The organism is Actinophytocola sp. (genome assembly GCF_035634895.1).
Classification (GTDB): domain Bacteria; phylum Actinomycetota; class Actinomycetes; order Mycobacteriales; family Pseudonocardiaceae; genus Actinophytocola.
The window spans coordinates 1-26552 of the sequence record NZ_DASQCC010000231.1 but is presented as its reverse complement, the minus strand read 5'-3'; the positions used below and the strand labels follow the sequence as shown (position 1 = coordinate 26552).

Here is a 26552-nt window from a genome sequence, read left to right as displayed (position 1 = left end):
CCGCCTTACACCCGCGAGCCCTCCGACAAGCGTTGCTCCGGGATCTCGGTGGGACTGGCCGGATCCGTGTTCACGGCCGCGACCGCCGACTGCAGCAGCGGTGCCGCGCCCGCCAGCACCTCCCGCGCCTGACGCAGTTGCTCGGCCATCCGCCCCCGGAGGTCCTGGAGCCTGCCGACCTCCTGTCGTGCCGCGGTGATCCGGCGGGACGACTCCTCGCCTGCCGCCGTGACGCGGCGGTTCGCCTCGTTCGTACCGTCGCGCACGAGACCGTCGGCCTTCGCCGTCGCGTTCTGGACCAGACGCTCCGACGCCGCGGTGGCCTCGCGCACGAGCCGCGTCGCCGTGGCCGTCGACTCCTCGACGAGGCGGGTCGACTCCGTGGTGGCCTCCTCGACGAGGCGGGTCGACTCCGTGGTCGCCTCGCCTACCAGGCGCGACGCTTCCTGCTGCGCCGCCACACGATGCTCGGCCACCTCGCGCATGGCCTCCGACCGCCGCCGGGCCATGGCCACCTCGAAGTCGGCCTCCACCCGGGCCCGGCGTTTCGCCGCCTGGGCGTCCAGCTCGGTCCGGTGCCGGTCGGCCTCGGTGGTCATCGTCGCCGCGTCCACCCTGGCCTGCTGCAACAAGGTCTTGTGCTCGACCTCCATCTCGCGGCGGGTGCGGTCCAGCTCGGCCAGCGCGTCGGCGTACCGGGCGCGCAACCGGCCGGCGGCCTCCTCCGCCACGGCCCAGCTGTGCTCGGCCGCCGCCTGCGCGCGGGCGGTGATCTCCGCGGCCTCCTCCTTCGCCATCTCCACCATGCGCCGCAGGCGCGGTGGCACCGCGTCGGGCGTGATGGGCGTGCGCGACATCTGGTCGACCTGGTGGGTAAGGCGCGCGTTGTGTGCACGTAACTGTTCGATCTCCGCGGCGAGGGAATCGGCGAGCGAGGCGTTGGCGTCGCGATCGGCCGTCACCAGCCGCAGTTCCTCCTCGATCGCGCGCACGTACCTGCGTACCTGCCCGCGCCGGTAACCGCGCACGACGACGTCGAAGTCCGTGCGCAACGGCACCAGCTCCTGGACGTCAGTCACCGGCCATCACTTCCTTCCGCCACAGAGCAATCAGGGCGTTCGTCCTTTGTGGACAGTGAGTGGCCGAACACTGTCCGGCTCCACCTTTACCAGCCGTCACCGCAGGCAGTAAAGGCCCTTGGCGGTCGAGATCGATCATTGATCTGTCAGTGGCACGATTGACACCATTGATCCCTCGCGGCGATACCGAACGGCGCTCGACACACGGCACTCGCCGAACTGGCGCGAAATGGACCACTGCACCATCTCGTGCTCCCGACAACCGTGCCCGCGTCGGTGATCACGGGCTAAGCCGAGGCGCGCGCCGCGCTCGCCGACCCGCGGCTGATCAGGGGCGGTCCAGACAAAGCGCCCTATGTCGACCAGCTGGAGCCCGAGACCTCCGCCGGCTGAACCACCACATGCTCCCCGCGGACCCGCCGGTCCACACCCGGCTGCGCAGGCTCGTCTCCATGGCCTTCACCCGGCGCCAGGTCGAGCGACTCGCCCCGGGCATCGAGGCACTCGCCGCGTCGCTGATCACCACGGGTGCGGCGGACCTGATGGGCTCCTTCGCGCACCCGCTGCCGATGACGGTCTTCTGCGATCTGCTCGGCATCCCACCCGAGGCACGCACCGACGTCCGCGGCTGGATCGGTCCGATGCTCGCCGGCGGCGTCGCCCCGTTCGAGGCCTACGCGACCTCGGCACGCACGATGCTGGCGTTCACCCGCGAACTCATCGAGGACAAGCGCCGCACCCCGGCCGACGACCTGCTCTCCGCGCTGATAGAGCCCGCGACGGTGACGACCGCCTGTCCGAGGACGAGCTGACCTCGATGGTGCAGCTGCACGAGCGCGAGCCATCACTGCTTGTCAACAAGCTCCGGACGTTGCCGGTGCGGGTCCCGTAGCACGTCACCGGGTCACGGCGAACCGACAATCGGGCGATATCGCCGCGCCGGCGGCCTTTACATCGTTGGCACAACGTTGTAAAAGCAATACATGGCCACGTTGAAGGATGTCGCGGTACTCGCCGGGGTGTCCGTGAAGACGGTGTCGAACGTGGTCAACGGGTACGCGTTCGTGAAGCCGGAGAACCGGCGCCGTGTCGAGAACGCGCTCGTCGCCACCGGCTACCGGCCCAACATCGGCGCCCGCAACCTGCGCCGCGGCCGCACCGGGTTCATCGCGCTCGTCGTGCCGGAGCTGTCGATCCCCTACTTCGGCGAGCTGGCCGGCGGGGTCATCGCGGCCGCGGCCGAGCGGGACTGGAACGTGCTCATCGAGCAGACCCAGGGCGACCGCGACCGGGAACGCGAGACCATCGCCGCGCTCGGCTCGCACATGGTCGACGGCGCCATCGTGAGCCCGCAGGCCGTCGAGACCGCGGACGTGGCCATGCCCGGCGTGCCCGTGGTGCTGCTCGGTGAGCATCCCCTCGCTCTGCCGCTGGACCACGTCGGCATCGACAACGTCACCGCCGCCTACACCGCCACCCGGCATCTGCTGGACCTCGGCCGCCGCCGGATCGCCGTCATCGGCCAGCACCCGACCCGCGGCACGGCCACCCAGCGGCTCGCCGGCTACCGGCGCGCACTCGCCGAGGCAGGCCTGCCGGAGATCGTCGCCTCCGCCATGCGCTACCACCACCGCGACGGCGCGGAGGCCATGACCGACCTGTTGGCGCTCCCAGACCCACCCGACGCCGTGTTCTGCTTCAACGACATGCTCGCGCTCGGCGCCATCCGCGCGGCCGTCGACCGCGGCTGCCGCGTCCCCGACGACATCGCGGTCGTCGGGTTCGACAACACCGAGCACAGCGCCTACAGCGTGCCCGCGCTCACGACGATCGCCCCGGACAAGGCCGCGCTCGCGAGAGCCGCGGTCGACCTCGTCCACCGCCGCGCCAGCGGCGACACCGACCTCCCGCCACAGGACGTCCAGATCCCGTTCGCCCTGGCGGTCAGGGAGAGCACCACCCCGTAGGACAACCGAATACGCGCCAGGAACCCCCTGCACCTGGAGCAACCATGACAGTACAAAGACGTACGTTCATCGTGGGCAGCGCGCTCGCCGCGACCGCTGCCCTCCTACCGTCGACCGCCGCCGCCCAACCGACCAGGGGCCCGCTCCGGCCGGCCGCCTTCCGCCGGCTCCCCCCGGGCGCGGTGCGCCCACAGGGCTGGCTCGCCACCCAACTCGACAAACAGCTGAACGGCCTGTGCGGCCGCTACCCCGAGGTGTCCGGCTATCTCCGGTTCGACCAGACCGGCTGGGTCCACCCGGACCTCGACGGCTGGGAGGAGCTGCCGTACTGGCTGCGCGGGTACGGCGACCTCGGCTACGTCACCGGCGACACCCGCGTGCTGGCCGACACCCAACGCTGGGTCGACGCGGTCCTCGCGACCGCCGCGTCCGACGGGTTCTTCGGCCCCACCCGCCTGCGCACCGCCGAACGCGGTCACGCCGACCTGTGGCCGCACATGCCGATGCTGCACGCGCTGCGGTCGTGGGCCGAGTACCACGGCGACACCAGGATCGACAACGCCCTCACCCGCTTCTTCCACTTCATGGCCGGTCAGCCGGACGGCGTGTTCGTCGACGGCTGGGGCCACACCCGCTGGGGTGACACGCTCGACGTCGTCTTCTGGCTGTACGAACGCACCGGCGACGCGACACTGCTCGACCTCGCGCAGCGGATCCACCGGCTGTCGGCGAACTGGACCGGCGGCATCGCGAGCCTGCACAACGTGAACATCGCGCAGGGCTTCCGGGAGCCCGCGCAGTTCTGGCGGCTGTCGGGCGACGCCACGCACCGGGACGCCGCCTACCGCAACTACGACACGATCACGGGAACCTACGGCCAGTTCCCCGGCGGCGGGTTCGCGGGCGACGAGAACGCCCGCCCCGGGTACGGCGACCCGCGGCAGGGTTTCGAGACCTGCGGCGTGGTCGAGTTCATGGCGAGCCACGAACTGCTCACCCGCATCACCGGCGACCCCGTGTGGGCCGACCGGACCGAGGAGCTCGCGTTCAACTCGCTGCCCGCGGCCCTGGACCCGGCCGGCCGGGTCACGCACTACGTGACGAGCGCGAACTCGGTGCGGCTCGACAACGCCGCGAAGACCCGCCGCCAGTTCCAGAACGGGTTCGCCATGCAGGCCTACAAGCCCGGTGTGACGGACTACCGCTGCTGCCCGCACAACTACGGGCAGGGCTGGCCGTACTTCGTCGAGGAGATGTGGCTGGGCACGCCGGACGGCGGGCTCGCCGCCGCACTCTACGGGCCGTCGACCGTGACCACGACCGTCGCCGGTACACCCGTGACGATCACCGAGACGACCGGCTACCCGTTCTCCGACACCGTCACGTTGGCGTTCACCATGTCCCGGCCGGCGGCCTTCCCGCTCGCGCTGCGGGTGCCGGGGTGGTGCGCGAACCCGCGGCTCACGGTCAACGGCGCCGCCGTGGCCATCTCGGGCGGCCCGCGGTTCGCATCGGTCGACCGCACCTGGCAGCAGGGCGACGTCGTCGTGCTGACGCTGCCGATGAGCACGCGAACACGGTCGTGGAGCAGCGGTGCGGTGTCGGTGGCATACGGGCCGCTGACGTTCTCGCTGGGCTTCGCGGAGCAGTGGCGCCGGTACGCCGGCACCGACGCGTGGCCCGAGTGGGAGGTCACGTCCGGCACGGCGTGGAACTACGGCCTGACCACCGACCCCCAGCCCGTGGTGACCGCCGGGGGGAACATCGCGGACCCGTTCACCGTGTCGACGGCACCGGTTCGGATCACGGTGTCCGCACAGCGGATTCCCGACTGGACCACCGACAGCGAGAACGTCGTCGGGACGCTGCGGGGCGGTCAGGTCGCGACCGGCACGCCGGTGGAGCGGATCACCCTCGTCCCGATGGGTGCGGCGCGGCTGCGGATCACGACCTTCCCGCGTACCGGCGGCAGCCGCACCTGGGGCACGCCCGGTCCGGCGTGCCGGATCCAGAACAAGAACAGCGGCAAGGTGCTCGCGATCGACCAGATGTCGACGGCCGACTCGGCGCACGTGGTGCAGTTCGCCGACAACGGCACCGCCGACCACCTGTGGCGGCTTGTCGACCTGGGCAACGGCCGGGTCCGGGTGCAGAGCGTGCACTCCGGCAAGGTCCTCGCCGTCGACGGCGCGTCGACCGCCAACTCCGCGCACGCCGTGCAGTTCACGGACAACGGCACAACCGACCACGTGTGGGAGCTGACCGACAACGGCGACGGCTGGTTCCGGCTGCGCAACCGGAACTCGGGCAAGGTGCTCGGCGTGGACGTCATGTCGACGGCCGACTCCGCGCACGTCGTCCAGTACGACGACAACGGCACCGCCGACCACCTGTGGCGGATCATCCCCGACGGTGACGTGCGGATCCAGAACCTCAACTCCACCAAGGTGCTCGCGGTCGACGGAATGTCCACTCAGGACTCGGCACGGGTCGTGCAGTACGCGGACGGTGACACGGTTGGCACACCCGACCACCTGTGGCGGTTCCTGCCGGACGCCGACGGGTACTTCCGCGTCCGCAACGCCAACTCCGGCAAGGTGCTCGGCATCGACCGGATGTCGACCGCGGACTCCGCGATCGCCGTGCAGTTCACCGACAACGGGACGCGAGACCACCTGTGGCGGCTGCGGGCCGACCTCGACGGGCTGTGGCGGCTGCAGAACGCGAACTCCGGCAAGGTGCTCGGCGTGGACGTGATGTCCTACGCCGACTCGGCACAGGTCGTCCAGTTCGCCGACACCGGCACCGCCGACCACGTATGGAGGTTGCTGTGAGAGCGCTGATGATCGTCGCGGTCCTGGTGGCCGCGCTGGTGCCGGCCACGGCCGCGACCGCCGATGTGAGCGTGAACGCCGCGGTGTGCTTCCTGTCCTGTGACACGCTCGACCCGTCGCAGACCCATCAGGAGATCTTCCCGGTGCCGGAGAAGAACCTCAACGGCCGCCGCCTCGTGCTGCACGTGTCCGATGTGGACGGCATGGCGTGGGGCAGCATCGACAACGGGGTGACCGGCGACGCGGTGTGGCTGGACCGGTCATGGGACGGCGGCGCGACGTGGGAAGGCCTGCTGGGCAAGGCAACCATCCCGTCGACGTGGACCGGCACGCGCACGCTCATGTACAACGTCGCCGATCCACGCAACCACCGGCGCGGCCTGATCAGGGCGTGCGGTGACGCGAACGCTGTCGGCTGCACGGACTGGGTGTACCCGACGGTGTGCGACACGCGTTGCGACCGAACGGACGCGAGCCAGGCCAACGGCGACCTCCAGCCGGTGCCGGCCACGACGCTGTCCGGCCGCGTGATCCGCCTGCACGTCGACCAGAACGGGATGGCGTGGGGCAGCATCGAGGCCGGCGCGCAGGGCGACGAGATCTGGCTGGACCGCTCCTGGGACGGCGGCGCGACGTGGCCGGACGGCTCGTCGCTCGGCCGGGTCCCGGTGGCGGCCGGCGCGGTGGGAACGCGCACGACCATGTTCGCGACCCGTGATCCGCGCGGCCGGCTCTACGGCGGCGTCGTCCGTGCCTGCGGGCGGGCCGTCACCGGGCAGAGCGGCAGCTGCACGGCCTGGGCCCGCCCGGCGCCCACCAGGGCACGCGCGGCGGCGGACGCGCTCATGTACTCCTACGACCCCTACCCCGGCTGGTGGCCGAGCAGCTGGTGGAACTCGGCGGCGACGCTCACCACGCTGATCGACCACGGCGACCCGGCCTACGACTGGGTGACGGCGCGAACATTCGACCAGAACAAAGGAGTCTTCGCCGCCGGGGTGCGCGGCACCGACCCCATCGAGGGCAACTTCGTCAGCCGCGCGATCGACGACAGCGCGTGGTGGGGCCTGACGTGGGTCGCGGCCTACGACCGCACCGGCCAGCAGCGCTACCTCGCCATGGCGACCACGATCGCGAACTACGTGCAGCAGTACTGGGACACCGGCACGTGTGGCGGCGGGGTCTGGTGGAACCGGGAACGCACCTACAAGAACGCCGTGACCGCCGGGCTGTACCTACGGCTCGTGGCGTCCGTGCACAACCGCACCCCGGGTGACACCGTGTGGCTGCAACGGGCCCGCACCGCCGCGACCTGGTTCCTCAACAGCGGGATGATCAACTCCGCGGGCCTGGTCAACGACGGGCTCACGGGCGACTGCCGCAACAACGGTCAGACGGTGTGGACCTACAACCAGGGCCTGGCCATCGGCGGGCTCGTCGAGGCGTGGCGCGCCACCGGCGACACCACGCTGCTCGACGCGGCCCGGCGGCTCGGGGACGCGGCACTCACCGGGCTCACCCGCGACGGGGTGCTGACCGAGTCGTGCGACACCGGCCAGAACAGCTGTGACGACAACCAGAAGCAGTTCAAGGGCATCTTCAGCCGATACCTCGCCGACCTCGCGTCGGTGACCGGATCGGCGCAGTACGAGGCGTTCGCGGCACGGCAGGCGGACTCGATCTGGAGCCGTGACCGCGACAACCTCAACCGGATCGGCCAGCGCTGGGCGGGCGGCAGTCCCAACCAGGTCGACTGGCGCACACAGGCGAGCGGCCTCGGCGCGCTCGTCGCCGCGTAAACCCCTGCACCAGGAGTAAACAATGTTCAGACGGATACTGACGGCGACGGCGGGCCTCCTCATCGCCGCGAGCACGGTGTTGGTGATCACCCCCACGGCCGAGGCGGCGACGTGGCAGCCGAAGGCGCCGCCACTCACCACGCCGTGGACGAGCCAGGTCTCCCCCACCAACGCACTGCCCGACTACCCACGCCCGCAGCTGGTCCGCACGGACTGGCAGAACCTCAACGGCGTGTGGGAGTTCACCGGCGCGTCGAACATCAACACGCCGCCGGTCGGGCAGTCGCTGCCGGAGGGCGTGCTCGTGCCGTACCCGATCGAGTCGGGGCTGTCGGGCATCCAGCGCCACGAGGACTACATGTTCTACCGCAGGACGTTCACCGTGCCGTCCACCTGGAGCGGCCGGCGCGTGCTGCTGAACTTCGGCGCGGTCACCTGGGAGACGCGGGTGTGGGTGAACGGCACCCAGGTCGGCACGCACACCGGCGGCTACGACGCGTTCTCGTTCGACATCACCGGTGCGCTCCGGGCCGGCGCCAACGAGATCATCGTGGGCGCGTACTCACCCGTGAACGGCAGCCTGTTCCCGATCGGCAAGCAACGCCGCAGCCCCAGCGGCATCTGGTACACGGCGTCGTCGGGCATCTGGCAGACGGTGTGGCTGGAACCCGTGGCGGCCAACCACGTCACCCGGCTGGACACGACCCCGGACGTCCCGGGCGGCGTGCTCGACCTGGTCGTGCAGGGCACGGCGGGCCAGCAGGTCCGCGCCGAGGTGCTGGCCGGCGGGACCGTGGTGGGCACGGCCACCGGCACCGTCGGCGCACATCTCCGGGTGCCGGTACCGAGTGCGCGGCTGTGGTCGCCGAGCGACCCGTACCTGTACGACCTGCGGGTGACCATGGGCACCGACACGGTGACCGGGTACTTCGGCATGCGCTCGCTCGGCAAGGCCGTGGTCGGCGGGGTGATGCGCCCGCTGCTCAACGGGAGGTTCGTGTTCCAGCTGGGCACCCTCGACCAGGGCTTCTGGCCGGACGGCATCTACACGGCGCCGACGGACGAGGCGCTGCGGTTCGACCTCGAACGCCAGAAGGCGTTGGGGTTCAACATGGTCCGCAAACACATCAAGGTGGAGCCGGCGCGCTGGTACTACTGGGCGGACAGACTCGGCCTGATGGTGTGGCAGGACATGCCGGCACTGGACGCGGTCGACGACACGCCGGCGGCGAGCCACGCGAACTACGAGTCCGAGCTGCAGCGGATCGTCAACCAGCTCAAGGCAACCACGTCGATCGTGCAGTGGATCCCGTTCAACGAGGGCTGGGGCGAGTACGACAACGCACGGATAGTCGACCTGGTCCGGTCGATCGACTCGACCAGGCTGATCAACCACAACTCCGGCTCGAACTGCTGCGTGTCGGACCCCAGCCCCACCAACGGCGACGTGATCGATGACCACGGCTACCAGATGTCCAGCGGCACCCGCCTACCGGACACGACACACGTGGCGGTGCTGGGTGAGTACGGTGGCCTTGGCCGGCGGGTGACCGGCAGCGAGTGGTCGCCGGGCAACGGTTTCGCCTACGGTGACCTGTACACCGACGAGAACTCGCTGACCACCCGGTACGAGACGATCACGTCGGAGGTGGCGCGCTTCGTGCAGACACGGGGACTGTCCGCGTCCGTCTACACGGAACCGTACGATGTGGAGAACGAGGTCAACGGTTTCTACACCTACGACCGCCGGGTGCTGAAGATGACGGCGTCCCGGGTGCTGGCGGTGAACCAGCGCGTGCTCGGCGCCGCGGCGGGCACCGACGTGTCCCGGGGCGAGCTGGTGTCGTTGCGGGTCACGACTCCCGGTTACACCAACCGGTACCTGCGCCACCAGAGCGGCCTGGCGAGGACGGACGTCGACAACGGCGACCAGTTGAAGCAGGACGCGACGTTCTGGGTGCGGCCGGGCCTGGCGAGCGCGTCGTGCGTCTCGTTCGAGTCGAGGAACTTCCCGGGCCGCTACCTGCGCAACGCCAGCCTGCGCATCCGCGTCGATCCCACCGACGGCACAACGGCTTTCGCGGCCGACGCGACGTTCTGCCCGAGGGCGGGCTGGGGCGCGACCGCGCTGGAGTCGTACAACAACCCGGGCGCGTTCATCAGGCACTACAACGAGTCGGTGTACCTGGCGAGACAGGGCGGCACCAACCCGTGGGACACGGCGTCCACGTTCACGGAGGACACGACGTGGGCGGCGACGATTGCGCTGTGGCGCAGCGGTGCGGACCTGCCGAGGGACCAGGCGGTGTCGTTCCGGGTGACGACACCGGGTTTCACGGATCGCTACCTGAGGCATCGCGACAGCCTGGCCAGGACCGACGTCATCACGTCGACGAGCGACGCGGTGTCCAAACAGGACGCGACGTTCGTGGTACGTGCCGGTCTGGCGGACCCCAGCTGCTACTCGCTGGAGTCCCGCAACTTCCCCAACAGCTACCTCCGCCACCAGAACTTCCGGTTGCGCCTGTCGGCGAACGAGAACACCGACCTGTTCCGCCGAGACGCGACGTTCTGCGCACAACCAGGCACCGGCGGCGTGCGGCTGGCGTCGATCAACGAGTTGGGGACGAACGTCCGGCACTACGCGGAGGAGGTGTGGGTGGCGTCGAACAGCGGCACTCACGCGTATGACAACCCGTCGTCGTACGGACAGGATGTGAGCTGGGCCGTCAGCGCCCCATTGTCCTGACAAAGTCCCGCGGCGGCCGCCTCCCCCAGGCGGCCGCCGCAGGTCTCCCCCCACTAGTTGGCCACCCGTCGAGCAATGTCGACGCGAGACCGCACCCCCAGCTTGGCAAGAATGTGCGAGACGTGAGACTCGACGGTGCGGGTCGACAGTACGAGCCGCCCAGCGATCTCCCGGTTGGACAACCCTTCGGCAACCAGTTCGGCGACCCTCGCCTCACTGGGCGTGAGACTGTCCCAACCGGACAGTACCTGCCGATGCCTGGTCCGCGGACCTCGGCGGATCCCGTACTGCCGGAACCCGGCCCGCAGCCTGGCGAGGTCCCACGCCGCACCCAGCTCGTCGTAGATGTCGTCGGCTCGCAGGAAGGCCGACCGGGCCGCCCCTCGGTCGCCTTGCCCGGCAAGGTTGAGCGCCGCCGCCTCCAAGGCTCGGGCCTGAAGCAGCGGCCGCCCAGCCTCCCCGTACCGCTCCCCAGCAAGGAGCAACAACGAGGAACTTCCTTCCAGCAACCCCTGACAGTAAGCCATGGCACCGATCTGGTGCGGCACTCGCGACCGCTGTGCGAGCGCAGAGGTCTGGGCCACAACGTGTTTCAGCACATCGTTCGCACCGATCAAAGCCCCGAGCCGTGCAGCCTCCGGTAGAAGGTCCTCGACCTCGTCAAGCTCTTCAGGGCCGGCAAGACACGCGTTCAGTACTGCCAGGGCCTGTTCTGGAGCACCCGCCACTTCGTGATCGAGACAACGGGCCAGCACCAAGGAAGACACCACTCGGGTACCTATCTGGCCGGCACACGCCTCAGCCAAGCCAATGTTGCTTCTCCCAGCCGCGATGTCACCTCGATGGAACATGATCTTCGCGGCCAATCCTCGATCACAACAGGTGGTGGCCGGATCTTTCATGTCGTCGGTTATCGCGGCCACTTCGCTGAGCGTGTCATCCCAGTGACCGACCTTGAACAACAACTGCCCCAGGGCACTCCGCGCCTGCGCCAACCGAACCAGGCTTCCGCTGTGATCCGCCTGTTCACGCACTCGCATCGCCGCACTCACCGCATCGTCGTTTCGATCGAGATTGCCCAACGCGACGGACTTGTTGAGTTGCAACAACAGACTTAGATCAGTGAGTGCGGCATCGTCCCCGACCACGTCGAGAGCACGCTCGAACAGCGGCAAGGCGCCAGCAACGTCCCCACTCATTATCGAGACGACGATCTTCACATGTAGCGACCAGGCCAACGCCCAGTTGTCGCCCGCCGCTTCGGCGGCACACAGGGCCTTGGTAGCGATTTCTCCTGCTGCCGCAACCTCTCCCAGATCTCGGTGTGCTCGTGCGGCCAGCACCAACAACCGGGCGTGCTGCCGTTGGGAAATTCCGGGTAACGCGATTGCTTCGTCCACGGACTCGATCGACTCGTCCGCGCGTCCCGCAAATGCCCGGCACTGCGCCGCCGTCCAGTGTAGATCGACAAGGAGATCTGGGTCAGAAACCACTACCATTGCTTGTCTGGCAATCCGTTCGCCTTCCGTTGAATCCCCCAATCGGTAGTGGGCCTCGGCGAGTCGGGCCGCCAGCCAGGCTCCGCGATGGGTCTGAACCGGCGACCGGCGGTATGCCTCTCGTAGCAGGCCGATCGCGCTGCGTGGTGACTGCGCGACGAGTGTGGACGCCGCACCTGCCAGCCAATCCAGCAGCACCTCATCCAACGGGCCTGCGTCCGGCGTCGTGACAGCCTGCAGGAGTTGTCCGGCCACTCGATCGACCGGCGCGCCTGCCTGCGCCAGTGCTCTCGCCGCGTCACGGTGCCATGCCGATCGCACCGGGGCGGCGATCTCGTCGTACAGGGCCGAGCGGATCAACGGGTGCCGGAACGATAGTTTCTCCCCCGCATCGCCCAGCACACCGGCCGCGCGGGCCTGGTCGATCGAGCCGACGAGGTCGGCCACCCGACAGTTCTGAACGATCGCAAGGTCGGCGACCAGGAACTCGGTGCCCAGCAGCGCGGCCGCGTGCAGCACTTCCCGAACGTCGCGTTCCAGGAAGTCGAGGCGGTTGGCGATCGCGCCGAAGAGCGAGCCGGGCACCGGGCCGGAGGACACCTCGACGACCCCGGCATCGCTCAGCTCAAGGCGGCGCGAACGACTGAGTGCGGCAACCAACTCCGTCAGGTACAACGGATTGCCGGCCGCGTCAGCGGCGACGCGCAGCAGGCTTCTCCCCGGTTGCGCCCGAGACAGGGCGGCCACGAGTCGCTCGACTGCGGTGTCGGGCAGGGCGTTGAGTCTCATGATCCTGTGGTCACCCACCACGCGCCGCATGGCCGTCAACTCGGCACGTCGGGGCACTGGCCGCTGGAGGCCGATCAACAACAGGCGCAGCCGACCGACTGATCGCGCGAGCCTTTCCCAAACGCTGATCGTCGTCAGATCGGCCCATTGCAGATCATCGATGATCAGAACGGTTGGAGCCGCGCCGCACAGCTCCGACACCAACGCGAACATCTGCTCTGCCGCAACGGCGGCCGCGTCCATCGTGTTGTCGGACTCGCCACGGAGCAGCCGCAGGACTGTCGCCAACCTCGGCTGCCTGTCCGGTTCCAGCGAACCGAGAGCGTCCAGCATCGGTCGCAACGGCAGTGCCTGTCCCAGTTCCTCGGCGGCGGCCAGATGGACGTCGCAACCCCGTTGCCGGGCCGCGGCGGCGACCGCTCGGGCCGTCGAGGATTTTCCTATTCCCGGTTCGCCCTCGATCAACAGGGCTCTACCGGTTCCCCTGACGACATCGTCCACGAACTCGCTGAGCAAGGTGAGCTCGGCATCTCTGCCTACGAGCTCGCTGGTGTCCGGCACGCTCACCCGCTCCTCGTCACGACCTTGCCGGGGCGTCAAAACCCTCACGGTATTTCCTGTCCGTGGATTTCGACAGAGCACCTGGACCCAGTCCTTCATCATTCCGTGCGATGTCGGCCGTTCGTGCATGGCGGTTACTCTGGTAAACGCACGAAGCCGAGACATCAGTGGTTCCACTGAACCGAAACGACGGGCTCGTTGACGTGCCCGGGCGGACGCCGCGCGACGATGTCGTCGCGGCCTCGCCCTCAGTCCACTGGGCCGAAAGGCGGTAGCTCCCTTTGTGGCCGTTCGCTAGCGTCCGTCCGGGGTCGGACTGGACAAACTGGGGGGCATCCGTCGTGCGTCGGGTGGGGGTCGTCGGCGTGACGATGGTGCTGGTCGCCGGTGTTCCGCTCGCCGGCAACCCGGCGAGCGGGGAGCCGGCCGCCGATCCAGCAATGTCCACGTTCACACCTCGCTCGCCGGTACGGGTGCTCGACACCAGGATCGGCACGGGAACGGGCGGGTCCACCAGCCCCGTCGGCGCGGGCACGGCCATCACCCTGGATCTCGCGGCCCAGGTGCCGGTCACCGCTACCGCCGTGGTTCTCAACGTCACCGCGGTGACGCCGACCGCGGCCACCTTCATCACGGTCTACCCCGGTGGGACCAGCCGGCCGGCCGCGTCCAGCCTCAACCTGCCCGGTGGCGACATCAGGGCCAACCAGGTCACCGTCGCGCTCGGTGCGGACCGGACGCTGCGCCTGTACAACCACCTTGGGAACGTGCACATCGTCGCCGACCTCGCCGGTCACTACGCGACGGGCGCCGGCGGCCGGTTCACGGCCCTGCCGCCCAGCCGGGTGCTCGACACCCGGGGCTCCACCCCGCTCGGCCCCGGCGGGTCCCGGGTGCTCGACCTCACCGGCCGGGTGCCGGCGTCCGCGACGGCCGTGACCGTCAACCTCACGGCCACCAACCCGACCGCCAGCACGGTCATCACCGCCTGGCCCGCCGGCCTGAACCGGCCCGTCTCCTCGAATGTGAACGTTCCCGCGGGCGACACCCGGCCCAACCTCGTCACGGTGGCCCTCGGCGCGGACCGCAAGGTCGGTCTCTTCAACAACGCCGGCACGGTCGACGTGATCGTGGACCTGACCGGCTTCTACTCCCCCGACTACGGCGCCTCCTTCCTCCCGCGGGCCCCGACCCGGGTGCTGGACACCAGGAACGGCGCCGGCCCGGTCGGCGCCGGCGGGACGATCGACGTGCCCCTCGCGGACGGCCTGCCCCTGACCGCTACCGGTGTGGTCCTCAACATCACCGGCATCGACGCCACCGCTGGGACCTTTCTCAGCGCGTGGGCCTCGAACGCCGACCGGCCGGAAGCCTCGACGCTCAACCTGTCCGCCGGGCAGACCGCCGCCAACGCCGCCGCGGTCGCCTTCGGGCCGGTGCGCGGGATCCAGCTCTACAACCTCGCTGGGAACGTGCACATCGTCGCCGACCTGGCCGGGGTGTTCGCCGTGGTCGGCGAGCCGCCCTGTACGGCCGACTGCGCCCACGCCTGGGGCGACAACTCGGGCCGGGCGCTCGGCACGGCCGAGGCCGTGTTCGCCTCGCCGACGCCGACCCCGGTGGCCGGCCTGGCCGGCGTGCGGGCGGTCGACGGCGGCAGCGGGTCGAACGGGTACGCCCTGCGCACCGACGGCACCGTCCGGGCCTGGGGCGACAACGGACGCGGGCAGCTGGGCAACGGCTGGACGGGCGGCGGTTCCGCGGTGCCCGTTCCGGTGGTGGGCCTGACCGGCGTCACCGCGATCGCCGGCAGCGGGGACGGCGCCTACGCACTCCGCGCCGACGGCACGGTCTGGGCCTGGGGCGCCGGCTGGGCCGGCCGGCTCGGCACCGGCGGACTCGACGACGCCAGCACGCCACGCCAGGTGTCGGCGCTGGCGGACGTCGTCGCGATCGCCGGCGGCTGGGGCACCGGGTACGCCCTCCGCGCGGACGGCACGGTGTGGGCCTGGGGCCACAACGGCACCGGCGCGCTCGGCAGCGGATCGGACGTCGAGTTCTCGCCCGTACCCGTCCAGGTCGCGGGCCTCACCGGCGTCACCGGCATCACCGGACGCGACAACGGCGCCTTCGCTCTCCGTGCCGACGGCACCGTCTGGGCCTGGGGCGACAACGGCGCGGGGCAGCTCGGCGACGGCACGGCCTGCCCGCCGAGCCCTGCCGGCTGCGTGTCGCGGGTGCCGGTCCAGGTCTCCGGGCTGACCGGGGTGATCGAGGTCGCCGGCAACGTCAACAACGGCTACGCGCGCCGGACCGACGGCAGTGTCTGGGCCTGGGGCGGGAACTTCCTCGGCGCGCTCGGTAACGGGGTCGAGTGCGACCCGACCGCCGGGCCGTGCGGGTCCCGGGTGCCGGTCCCGCTGCCGGGCCTCTCCGGCGTCGCACAGGTCGCCGCCTTCGACTTCGGCGCCTACGCGCTGCTGACCGACGGATCCGTGCGGGCCTGGGGAGCCAACTCGCGCTCCGCGCTCGGCAACGCCGCCGTGCCCGACCACTCGACGGTGCCCGTTCCGGTCGCCGCCCTGAGCGGCGTCAGCGCCGTCGGCGGCGGCTCGGCGGCGGGCTACGCGATCGTCCCGAGCCCGGGGCACTGACATGCGGCCGGCCGCCTTCCCGCGACCGTGCTGGACAACCACAATGGGAGCGTGCACATCGTCGCCGATACCGCCGGGGTGTGGTCATCCGCGTCCTGGCGTGGGGCGACGCCACCTGCCGGCGACTCGGCCGCCGGCGGATGGCGGTCCGGCCACGCGACTGTGCCGAACCTGGGAGGTTGAGATGCGTCGAATGCTGTGTGGTGCGCTGACAACGGTCGTCGCCGCGGGGTTGCTCCTCGCCGGCTCGCCGGCGCAGGCGAAGCCGGCGGCGGCGCTGGCGGACGCGGCCCCGTCGACCTTCACGTCGCTGTCCCCCGTCCGGGTCCTGGACACCCGGAACGGCAACGGCCCGGTCATCGGCGGCACCAGCGTCGCGGTGAACCTGTCGGCCCAGGTGCCGGCGAACGCGACGGCCGTGGTCCTCAACGTGACCGGCGTTCTCCCCAACTCGGCGACGTTCGTGACCGTCTTCCCGGCCGGGACGACCAGGCCAGGAAGCTCGACGCTGAACATGGCCCCCGGGGACATCCGCGCCAACCAGGTCACGGTCACGCTCGGCACGAACCGTTCGGTCAACCTGTACAACCACGTCGGCGCCATCGACCTGGTCGCCGACCTGGCCGGCTACTACGCGACGGGCGCGGGGGCCAGGTTCACCTCGCTGCCGCCGAACCGCGCACTCGACACCCGCGGGGCCGGCGGCCCGCTCGGCCCCGGCGGTATCCGTACCCTCGACCTCGTCAACCGGATCCCGGCGTCGGCGACCGCGGTGACGTTCAACCTCACCGCCACCAACCCGACCGCCGACACGGTCGTCACCGCGTGGCCGGCGGGCACGAACCGGCCCACCGTCTCGAATGTGAACGTTCCCCCCGGCGACACCCGGCCGAACCTGGTGACGGTCGCCGTCGGCGCGGACCGGAAGGTGAGCCTGCACAACAACGCCGGCACGGTCGATCTGATCGCGGACCTCACCGGCTTCTACACGCCCGACTACGGCGCCATGTTCGTGCCGATGGGCCCGACACGGGTCCTCGACACCCGGGACGGCACGGGCGCCCCTGCCGGCCCGCTCGGGCCGCGGGAGATCAGGGGGCTCGACCTCTCCGCCCGGGGGCTGCCTCCGACCACGACGGGGGTGGTCCTCAACATCACCGGCGTGGACGCCAGCGCACCGACGTTCGTGACCGCGTGGTCGGAGGACCAGAGCTATCCCCCGCCGGACGGCTCGAACCTCAACCTGTCCGCCGGCCAGACCACGTCGAACGCCGCGGTGGTGGAGGTGAACCGGTCCATCGGCGTGCAGTTCTTCAACTTCTCCGGCAATGTTCAGCTGATCGCCGACCTCGCGGGCGTGTTCGCCGCGCTCGACCCGGTCTGCACGAGCGAGTGTGTCTACTCCTGGGGCGACAACGTCAACCGGAAGCTGGGCACCGCGCAGACCGTGCCGGACTCGCCGTCGCCGGCACGGGTGGCAGGGCTGACCGGGGTGCGCGCGGTCGCCGGCGGCGGCTCGTCGAACGGCTATGCCCTGCGTGCCAACGGAACGGTGTGGGCGTGGGGGGAGAACGTGTCCGGGCAGCTCGGCAACGGCTGGGCGACGGCCTACTCGGCGGGAGGCGGGTCGGCGCTGCCGGCACCGGTGGTCGGGCTGACCGGGGTCACCGCGATCGCCGCGGCCAACGAGACCGGGTACGCGCTGCGCAACGACGGAACCGTCTGGTCATGGGGTTTCGGCTCGTACGGCCAGCTCGGCAACGGCGCCACGGCGAACTCCACCGTGCCGGTGCAGGTGTCCGGGATGACCGGCGTCGTGGCGATCGCGGCCGCCGGGTACACCGCGTACGCCGTGCGCTCGAACGGCACGGTCTTCGCCTGGGGCTACAACGGAAACGGTCAGCTCGGCAACGGCTCGGACGCCCAGCTCTCGGCGGTGCCCGTGCCGGTGAGCGGGCTGGCGACGGTCACGGCGGTGGCGAGCGGCGGCGACGCCTCCTACGCGCGGCGGGCCGACGGCACCGTGTGGGCGTGGGGCTACAACGGGTCCGGGCAGCTCGGCAACGGCCAGGCGTGCGGCTCGGGCGCACCGTGCCTGTCGCGCGTGCCGGTGCGGGTGTCGACGCTGACCGGGGTGACCAGCATCGCGGGCGGCGCCGAGAACGGGTACGCGGTGCGTGGTGACGGCACCGCGTGGTCGTGGGGGTCGAACGCGTCCGGCGAGCTGGGCAACGGCGCCGACTGCCCCTCGTTCCCCTGTGAGTCCCGGGTTCCCGTGCAGGTGAGCGTCGCGGACGTCACGCAGGTCGCGAGCTTCGACGCCGGCGGCTACGCGCTGCGCAGCGACGGCGAGGTGTGGGCCTGGGGCTACAACGGTTTCGGCTCGCTCGGCGAGGACCCGAGCGAGCAGACCGCGCAGCCGGTGCGGGTGCTCGGCCTGCCGGACGCCACCGGCGTCGCGGGCAGGTCCTACTCCGGCTACGCGATCGTGCCCACCAGCTGACCTCCGTCAGCGGCAACGGTGTGCTGGCCGGCGCGACCTCACGCGCCGGCACACGTCAGCCGCGGCGCGACCCACTCCGAGTGGTCGTAGTTGTTGTTGTCCGGGCCGACGCCGGCGACCAGCACCAGCTCGGTCACGCCGGTGACGTCCACGTCCACCGGCACCGCGGCCTGGCCGCCGGTCACCACACCGGTGTCGGCCAGCACCTTCCCGTCACCGAGCACGGTGAACGTGACGGAGCCGCGGCCGCCGGTCTCGTCGTCGATACCGGCGCCTGCGGTGAACCGCGAGCAGTGCGTGCCCAGGTAGTACTTCATCTCCGACGCCGCGTGCGGCGCGATGCCCTTGGCGTAGGTGACCCCGGCGATCGTCAGGGTGTGGCCGTCCACGCTCCGGTCGACGCCGAGGGAGCCCCAGCCGACCTGCGCGCTCACCGGGGTGAGGTCCGAAAGCCACGGTGTGCCAACGGGTCTGGTCGCGATCGACACCGCGCCGTACCCGGGCAGCCGGCCGCCGCGGTGGCGGACGTCGGCGGTGAGGGCGTGGGTGCCGTTCTCGGCCGTGGCCGGCGTGGTGATCGTGAACCGCACCGTCGCGGTCCGTCCCGGCCACAGCACGGGCACCCGGGTGCGGCCGTCGGCGCGCACGGTCCACCCTTCCGGCGCGGCGAGCGCGACCCGCACGTCCGTCACCGGCAGCAGCCCGTCGTCGGCCACCCGTACGCTGGCGCTGAACGTCTCGCCCGGCTCTGCGTAGCCGCCGGTGTCGTCGACGACATCCGTTGCCACCGCGGGACTCCCGAGTCTGCCCGGCCGCACGACGAACATCCGCGCGCCGTGCGGCGGCACCGAGGCCCGCACCCGTGACCGCGTGACGACCGTCGTGTCCGCCCACAGGTCACGCATCGCGTAGGACGGCCTCGCGGGCAACCCGAGCGCGGCGGCCGTCGTCGCGACCTGCGCGCCGGCCACACCGCGGTTGAACAGCACGACCGCGGCGCCGCCGTTCGACATGGGCTTCGCCCAGACCTCGAGGTCGCCCCTGTCGGCGATCTTGTGGCCCTGTACGCCGGCCCAGTCCTGGTTGACCGCGATCACGTCCCGGTCGGTGAGCAGCGCGCGGGTCTGCGCGTCCATCGAACGCAGGTCGTTGCCGGCGATCAGCGGCGCGTTGAGGATGCTCCACAGGCTCATGTGCGCCCGGTACTCGTCGGTGGTCATGCCGCCGTTGCCGACCTCCAGCATGTCCGGGTCGTTCCACGCGTTCGGCCCCGAGTACGACTCCAGCCCGACCTGCTGGTCCAGGATGGACACCATGCTCCCCCACCGGTCGGAGATGTCGCCGGTGGTGCGCCAGTAGTGCCCGCCGACCTGTGCGGCCCACTCCCACGGCTTGTTCTGGCCCCACTCGCAGATCGAGTAGACGATGGGCCGCCCGGTCGCCGCGAGCGCGTCGGCCATCGCCGTGTACCGCGCGAGGGCGGGCCGGCCCTGGTTGTTGCAGTTGTCGTACTTGAGCAGGTCGACGCCCCACTCGGCGAAGCTCGCGGCGTCGGTCGTCTCGTGGTCGAGGCTCGCCGGCAGGCCCTGGCAGGTCTTCGTGCCGGCCGAGGAGTAGATGCCGAGCTTCAGCCCGCGTGCGTGCACGTAGTCGGCGACCGCCCGGATACCGCCGGGAAAGCGCACCGGGTCGGCCTGCAGGCGGCCCTCCGCGTCGCGTTGCGGAGCCATCCAGCAGTCGTCGATGTTCACGTACTCGTAGCCGGCGGCCTTCATGCCGGACGACACCATCGCGTCGGCGGTCTCGCGGATGAGCTCCTCGTCGATGTCACACTGGAACTTGTTCCAGCTGTTCCACCCCATCGGCGGGGTCGGCGCGAGCGGCGGTCCCTCCACTGTGGACGATGCGGCCGCCTGTGGCCCCACCACGACGAGCGCGGCAACCAGTACGTGGCGCAGTCCTGGGAACATGGTCAGGGCCTCTTCTCGTGGTCGACCGGAACGTGTGCCGTCCAGCTGTGCACGCTCACCTGGCCGTCACCCCCGAAGATCGGATGTGTTCGCAGCGTAAACCGGAGGCGCTCCCAGGAAAAGGCTTACCTGTCGACACGCCGGACGACTATGCTTCCGAGCCCACGGCCTCGCGTCACCCTCCGCCGTCCGCCGGAGCCGGAGTCCACAGTGGACCAACTGTGAGAGCAGCGTGATTCCACAAAGGACAGACGCCGATCCTCCTCAGGGACGCGGCGACATAAGGCTCCGACGAAGAACTTTTACGGCCTGACCTGCTGAAACTTTCGGAGTTGTTTCATATCGTTGGGCTTGACCAGAGCCAGATCGAGTCTTAACGTTCCCCTCGCGATACCGACAAATCCCCGAAATTTTCGGTCATGTTCCCGCCGTCGTCGTCGAGGAGCTCCGCATGAAGGTGTCCCGTGTCGCCACAGCCGCCAGCTTCCTCGCCGGCGCCCTGGTCATCGCCTCACTACTCCCGGCCGCTGGCTCACCCGCTCCGGCGGCCGGGACCGCTTCCTCCCCCGACCGGCCGTTACGCGAGCTCGCCGGCCGGCAGCTCCTGATCGGCACCGCGGTCGACCACGCGGCGTTCACCTCGGACGCGACCTACCGCGACCGGATCGGGACCGAGTTCAGCTCGATCACCGCGGAGAACGTCATGAAGTGGGAGGTGGTCGAACCGCAACGGGGCCAGCTCGACTTCTCCGCCGCCGACGAGCTGCTCGCCGCCGCGCGGCGCAACGGCCAGCAGGTTCGCGGTCACACCCTCGTGTGGCACAACCAGCTCCCGGCCTGGCTGACCCAGGGCGTGGACTCCGGTGAGATCGACGCGACCGAGCTGCGTGCCATCCTGCGCAAGCACATCACCGACGAGGTGCGCCACTTCCGCGGCCGCATCTACCAGTGGGACGTCGTCAACGAGGTCATCGACGACAACGCCCAGCTACGGGACACCATCTGGCTGCGTGAGCTCGGCCCCGGCTACATCGCCGACGCGTTCCGCTGGGCGCACCAGGCCGACCCCAAGGCCAAGCTGTTCCTCAACGACTACAACGTCGAGGGCGTCAGCGCGAAGAGCGATGCCTACCTGGCGCTCGCGAAAAGCCTGCTGGCACAGGGTGTTCCGGTGCAGGGCTTCGGCGCGCAGGGACACTACGGGGTGCAGTTCGGCTTCCACACCGCCAGCGGTGTCGCCGCGAACTTCGCCCGCTTCGAGAAGCTCGGCCTGGAGACCGCGGTCACCGAGGCGGACGTGCGCATGATCATGCCCACCGACAACCCGAAGCTCCAGGCGCAGGCGCAGGGTTACAGCGTCCTGCTGCAGGGCTGCCTGCTGGCCAAGCGCTGCAACTCGTTCACGGTGTGGGGTTTCACGGACAAGTACTCGTGGGTGCCCGGCTTCTTCGACGGGGAGGGCGCGGCCAACCTGCTGGACGAGAACTTCGCCGCCAAGCCCGGCTACAGCGAGCTACAGGCGGTCCTCACCCTGGCCGGAAGGCACTGACCTCACCAACGGTCGTGCACGTACTGACGGATCTGCTCGTCGTAGATGCCCTCGACAGCGGCGAGGGTGTCGGCGGCGAGCGGATCCAGTTCGGCGGCCGCGGCGTTGGCCTTGGCCTGGCCGGCGTTGCGCGCACCAGGGATGACGACGCTGACCCCCGGCTGGTCGACGACCCAGCGCAACGCCAGCGCGGCCGTGTCGACCCCGAGCCCGGTCGCCACCTCGGCGAGTGACCGCGCCGCCGTCACGCCCACCTCGTAGGGCACGCCGGAGAAGGTCTCGCCCACATCGAACGACTCGCCGTGCCGGTTGTACGTGCGGTGGTCGTCGGCGGCGAAGATCGTGTGCTCGTCGTACTTGCCGGACAGCAGACCGCTGGCCAGCGGCACGCGGGCGATGATGCCGACACCGGCCTCGCGGGCGGCGGGCAGCACCCGCTCCAGCGGCTTGCGGCGGAAGGCGTTGAGGATGATCTGCACGCTGGCCACTCCCGGCCGGGCGATCGCGGTGAGTGCCTCGTCGCAGGTCTCGACCGACACGCCGTACGCGGCGAGGAGCCCCTCGGCGACCAGGGCGTCGAGGGCGTCGAACACCTCGTCGTCGGCGAGGACGGGCGTCGGCGGGCAGTGGAGCTGTACGAGGTCCAGCCGTTCGACGCCGAGGTTCGCGCGGCTGCGGTCGATCCACGCGCGGAGGTTCGCGGGCGTGAAGGCCGCCGGCACGTGCGGGTCGGCGCGCCGACCGCACTTCGTGGCGACCATGACCTCCCCCGGCCGCTCCGCGAGGAACCGACTGATCAGCTGCTCGCTGCGGCCGTCCCCGTACACGTCGGCCGTGTCCAGGAAGGTGACCCCGGAGTCGACGGCGGCATGCAGGACGGCCAGCGCGTCGGCGTCGTCCACGTGTCCCCAGTCAGCGCCGAGCTGCCAGCAACCCAGGCCGACCACCGACACGTTCCGACCGGTCCGGCCAAGCACTCGATCTTCCACGGACCCCAGCGTAGTGCCCCGTGGATCTTTGCGCCCCGCCGCCGACGACGACCACGAGGACGGACAGGTCCACCACGGTCACGGCGAGTCCGGCGTGCCGTCCGGCGGCGCCGACGACTCGACCGGCGGGGCGCTGGACTCCACCGAGGGCTGGGAGGACGGCGGCACGCTCGAACTCGGCGGCTCGGGCACGGACACCGGCACCGACGGGCTGCCGCTGGGGTCGCGGCCGCTGCCGGGCAGTGACGACTCCACGGTGACCTGACTACTCGACGGCGAAGTCGACGGCTGGCCTTCTATCTGGGCGGTCCGGTCGACGCCGGTCGTGGGCGTGGGGGTCAGCGACTCGGGGCTCGCGTCCGCCGGCTGCGCGCCCGGCCGGGTCGGCCCCGGTGGGGTTGTCCTCTTGTACGGCTCCCCCGTCCACGGGTCGTCGTTCTCCCGCGGGTTGCCGATCGGCGACCTGTCCACGACCTCGCGCGGCCGGTCGCCCGTGTCCGCCGCGGCGCCGTGGTGGGGAAGAAGGTCCGGTCCCAACGCACTCGCCGTCGCTATCAGCGCCGCGAGGCACGCCGCGATCCCCGTCCCCACGATCAGGCCGCGCTTGGACCACCGGCGCGGCACGGCCGGCCCGATGACCGTCGCCGAGGGCAGAGACAACGGCAGCGGCGCGACGGTCACGGGCGCGATCGACAGCGCGGCCCCGCTCGCCACCACGGCCTTCGGATCGGCGTCCACGGTGACCGGACGATCCAGCGCGGCCGACACCTGTTGGGCCACCAGCGGAATCCGTGACGACCCACCGGCCAGCAGGACCGCGGCGAGGTCCCCGGGACGCAGGCCGGCCGACGCACAGGCTCGCCGCATGGCCTCGACCGTCTCCGCGATCGCCGGCGCCACCAGCTGTTCCAGCTCGGTGCGCACCATCCGCACCCGGGTGCTCACGCCGGGCAACATCACGGGGATCGTCACCTCGGTGTCGGCGGACAGCGCCTCCTTCGCCTCCGTGCACTCGCGACGCAACGTGGCGACCGCGGTCCGCACCAGGGGGTCGTCGAAGTCCAGCGACGTCCACTGTGGACCGACGGCGGCGCGGACGTGCGCGAACACGGCGTCGTCGAAGCCCACGCCACCGAGCGACTCGATCCCTTCGGGACGGCCCGCGAGCTCGAACCCGCCGTCGTCGAGGCGGCGCACGACGGCCGCGTCGAACGTGCCGCCACCCAGGTCGTACACGCCGACCGCGGCACCCGGCCGGACCTCCCGCGTGGCCGCGTACGCGAACGCGGCCGCCGCCGGCTCAGGCACCAGCCTGGTCGCACCGATGCCTTGCGCCACAAGGGCTTCCATCATCAAGGCGCGCTTGTGCCGGTCCCAGGACGCGGGGTGGGTCAACGCCAGGCCCTCGGGTGGCTGCCCCTCGCGCTCGCTGACCCGGTCGACGACCCAGCGCACGAAGCAGGCCGCGAGCGTGTGCGCCTCGATCGGCGCGCCCGCGACCAGTAGCGGCGTCTCGTCGCCGATCCGGCGCTTGACGTCGCGGACCACCCGGCCGGGGTCCGTCACGGACCGTCTGGCCGCGGCGTCACCCATGACCAGCCCGCCGTCGGACGCGACGAACACAACGGACGGCACCGAGGCCCTGTTGTCCCCCAACGGAACGAGCTCGGCCGCCTGCTCACCGTCGCGGTGTACCGCCGCCGCGGTGAACGTGGAGCCGAAGTCGATTCCGACCCGGTAACTCATGCTCGCCTCCAAGCGAAACGTTGCTAGGGAAGACGCGTCCGGGCCCGAGAACGTTACAGAAAATTCGATAGGACGAGAAATGACAAGGCGGAGGGAAGTCTCGTGATTGTTCGCCTGCTGGTCACCGCGGCAGCAGTGCTCTCGGTGGCCGGTTGCGGCGCCGGCGAGCCGGCACCGGAGCCCACCGTGCCACCGGTCGAGTCGCCGAAGGGACTCGTCGGCATCGACCCCTGCGCCTTTCTGGACGACACCGCCCGCACCACGCTGGGCCTCGACACGGGTGTGCCCGGACAGGACGAGCTCGGCGCGAACTGCCGCTGGACCGGCTCGAACGCCTCATCCGCACAGGTCACCGCGTTCACCAGTGGGAAAGGACTGTCCGATCTCACCAGGAACCGCGACTCGACGACCAGCCAGGTGCGACTGCTCGGCTACCCCGCCCTCGAGACGTTCACGGCACGCGGCAAGTTCTGCCGCTATGACGTCGGCGTCGCCGCGGACCAGGCGTTGGTGGCGACAATGCACGACGGCGAGCCCGACTCGTGCGCCGCGCTGCAGGAGCTGCTGACGGTCGTGATCACACGACTTCCCGCGGCGGGCTGATGTGTTCACCGCCGTCCGCGGAACGCTCCGTGCGTTCGTCCAAAGAGGAGCGTGACCGCCGGCTGACCGAGAGTGCACGAAGGTCGTGACGTGGTACCGCGACGCGCCCGTCCCGGCCGTGCAGTCCTATCCGGACAGTGGAGCACCGGAGCCCTTGCCGACCGCTGGCGTTGCCCCTCCCCGGACGTTCGAGTGTGAGTAGCGATGGCGCGGACCCTCACCACGATCAGGGCACTGGCCGACAACCACTTGTTGTGCGCCCGGTTGTTTGATCACCGGCGCGCCGGTGGGTTTGATCGACCCCGTGGATCGGGACTTCAGCCGGCTCTGGGCGGCCTACGCCGTCAGCACCGCGGGCACGTGGCTCGCACTCGACGCCTTCCCCATCATCGCCGTCCTCACGCTGGCCGCGGGCCCGGCCGAGGTGTCGCTCCTCGCCGCGGCCGGCCCGGCCGCGGGCGCGCTGATCGCCCTGCCGCTCGGCCCGTGGGTCGAGGGCAGGCGCAGGCGGCCGGTCATGATCGCGATGGACCTCCTGCGGTTCGCGGCGCTGATGTCCGTGCCGGCGGTCTACGCGCTCGGGTTGTCGACACTCGCGCAACTGGTCTGCGTCTCGGTCGTCGTGGCCGCGGCCAACATCGTGTTCACCGCCGCGAGCGGTGCCTTCCTCAAGACGCTGGTGCGGTCCGAGGACCTGCTCACCGCCAACGCCCGGTTCGAGACCACCATGTGGACCGCCACCGCGCTGGGCCCACCGCTCGGCGGCGCCGCGATCGGGCTGCTGGGCCCGGTGACGACCGTGGTGGCCGACGCCGTCAGCTATCTGGGCTCGGCGCTCACCCTCCGTTCCATAGCCCATGAGGAGCCGCCGCCGGCTCGGCGCACCGAACGGCCGGCGGTCCGCGACGGGTGGCGCCACATCCTCCGCCATCCCGGCCTGCGGGCGCTGTTCCTCAACACCGCGCTCGTCAACGGGCTGATCCTGGCGACCGCGCCGCTGCTGGCCGTGCTGCTCCTCGGTGAGCTCGGCTTCACGACGTGGCAGTACGGGCTCGCGCTCGGTGTGCCGTGCCTCGGCGGCCTGGCGGGTGCCCGGCTGTCCCGGCCACTCGCCGCGCGGTTCGGCCAGCACCGGGTGCTGGTGGTGAGCGGCACCGTCCGCGCCCTCTGGGTGGTCTGGCTGGCCTTCGTCCCGGCCGGCGCCGCCGGGCTGCCGGTGATCATGCTGATCGAGGCGGGCATGATCACGAGCGCGGCGGTG

The 26552-nt window shown here is 70.7% G+C and carries 15 protein-coding genes; 10 read left to right on the top strand and 5 right to left on the bottom strand.

The genetic code is table 11. The features are described from left to right. Nucleotides 1-5 precede the first annotated feature (5 nt). Entirely contained in the window at nt 6-1079 is a 1074-nt protein-coding gene (locus VET29_RS36025; protein WP_324929290.1) for a chromosome segregation protein, read from the bottom strand. A 401-nt stretch (nt 1080-1480) separates the two neighbouring features. On the opposite strand from VET29_RS36025, the gene VET29_RS36020 reads away from it, so the two are divergent. The 5 genes from VET29_RS36020 to VET29_RS36000 all read left to right on the top strand — a co-directional run bounded on the left by VET29_RS36020 (nt 1481) and on the right by VET29_RS36000 (nt 10428). Next, nucleotides 1481-1891, top strand: coding sequence for a hypothetical protein (locus VET29_RS36020; protein ID WP_324929288.1), 411 nt, complete (start codon nt 1481-1483; stop codon nt 1889-1891). A 171-nt stretch (nt 1892-2062) separates the two neighbouring features. Further along, a complete protein-coding gene (locus VET29_RS36015; protein WP_324929286.1) occupies nt 2063-3046 on the top strand; it encodes a LacI family DNA-binding transcriptional regulator in 984 nt (327 codons plus the stop codon). A gap of 44 nt (nt 3047-3090) precedes the next feature. Continuing rightward, entirely contained in the window at nt 3091-5880 is a 2790-nt protein-coding gene (locus VET29_RS36010) for an RICIN domain-containing protein (RefSeq protein ID WP_324929284.1), read from the top strand. Then, nucleotides 5877-7679, top strand: a complete 1803-nt coding sequence (locus VET29_RS36005; RefSeq protein WP_324929282.1) for a glycoside hydrolase family 76 protein — start codon at nt 5877-5879, stop codon at nt 7677-7679. Before VET29_RS36010 ends, VET29_RS36005 begins: the two co-directional genes overlap by 4 nt. A gap of 22 nt (nt 7680-7701) precedes the next feature. Continuing rightward, a complete protein-coding gene (locus VET29_RS36000; protein WP_324929279.1) occupies nt 7702-10428 on the top strand; it encodes an AbfB domain-containing protein in 2727 nt (908 codons plus the stop codon). A 53-nt stretch (nt 10429-10481) separates the two neighbouring features. Here VET29_RS36000 and VET29_RS35995 read toward each other — a convergent pair whose 3' ends face one another. Beyond that, entirely contained in the window at nt 10482-13406 is a 2925-nt protein-coding gene (locus VET29_RS35995) for an ATP-binding protein (RefSeq protein WP_324929277.1), read from the bottom strand. 212 nt (nt 13407-13618) lie between these two features. On the opposite strand from VET29_RS35995, the gene VET29_RS35990 reads away from it, so the two are divergent. Beyond that, nucleotides 13619-15931, top strand: coding sequence for a hypothetical protein (locus tag VET29_RS35990; RefSeq protein WP_324929275.1), 2313 nt, complete (start codon nt 13619-13621; stop codon nt 15929-15931). Nucleotides 15932-16115: 184 nt separating this feature from the next. After that, on the top strand, nt 16116-18434 hold the full coding sequence (locus VET29_RS35985; protein ID WP_324929273.1) for a hypothetical protein: 2319 nt from the start codon (nt 16116-16118) through the stop codon (nt 18432-18434). A 38-nt stretch (nt 18435-18472) separates the two neighbouring features. Here VET29_RS35985 and VET29_RS35980 read toward each other — a convergent pair whose 3' ends face one another. Beyond that, nucleotides 18473-20404 carry an NPCBM/NEW2 domain-containing protein gene (locus tag VET29_RS35980; RefSeq protein ID WP_324929271.1) on the bottom strand — a complete coding sequence of 644 codons (1932 nt, stop codon included), beginning with the start codon at nt 20402-20404 and terminating at the stop codon, nt 18473-18475. A gap of 451 nt (nt 20405-20855) precedes the next feature. Between VET29_RS35980 and VET29_RS35975 the strand changes: the two genes are divergently transcribed. Further along, nucleotides 20856-21953, top strand: coding sequence for an endo-1,4-beta-xylanase (locus tag VET29_RS35975; RefSeq protein ID WP_324929269.1), 1098 nt, complete (start codon nt 20856-20858; stop codon nt 21951-21953). A gap of 2 nt (nt 21954-21955) precedes the next feature. Here the strand turns inward: VET29_RS35975 and VET29_RS35970 are convergent, their stop codons facing one another. Continuing rightward, nucleotides 21956-22942 carry an aldo/keto reductase gene (locus VET29_RS35970; RefSeq protein WP_324929267.1) on the bottom strand — a complete coding sequence of 329 codons (987 nt, stop codon included), beginning with the start codon at nt 22940-22942 and terminating at the stop codon, nt 21956-21958. A gap of 78 nt (nt 22943-23020) precedes the next feature. Further along, complete coding sequence (locus VET29_RS35965; RefSeq protein ID WP_324929264.1) at nt 23021-24688, bottom strand: Hsp70 family protein; 1668 nt, start codon at nt 24686-24688, stop codon at nt 23021-23023. 102 nt (nt 24689-24790) lie between these two features. Between VET29_RS35965 and VET29_RS35960 the strand changes: the two genes are divergently transcribed. Further along, nucleotides 24791-25291 carry a DUF3558 domain-containing protein gene (locus VET29_RS35960; protein ID WP_324929262.1) on the top strand — a complete coding sequence of 167 codons (501 nt, stop codon included), beginning with the start codon at nt 24791-24793 and terminating at the stop codon, nt 25289-25291. A 304-nt stretch (nt 25292-25595) separates the two neighbouring features. Further along, nucleotides 25596-26552, top strand: a 957-nt coding sequence (locus VET29_RS35955) for an MFS transporter (RefSeq protein ID WP_324929260.1), incomplete at its 3' end; no start/stop codon positions are given.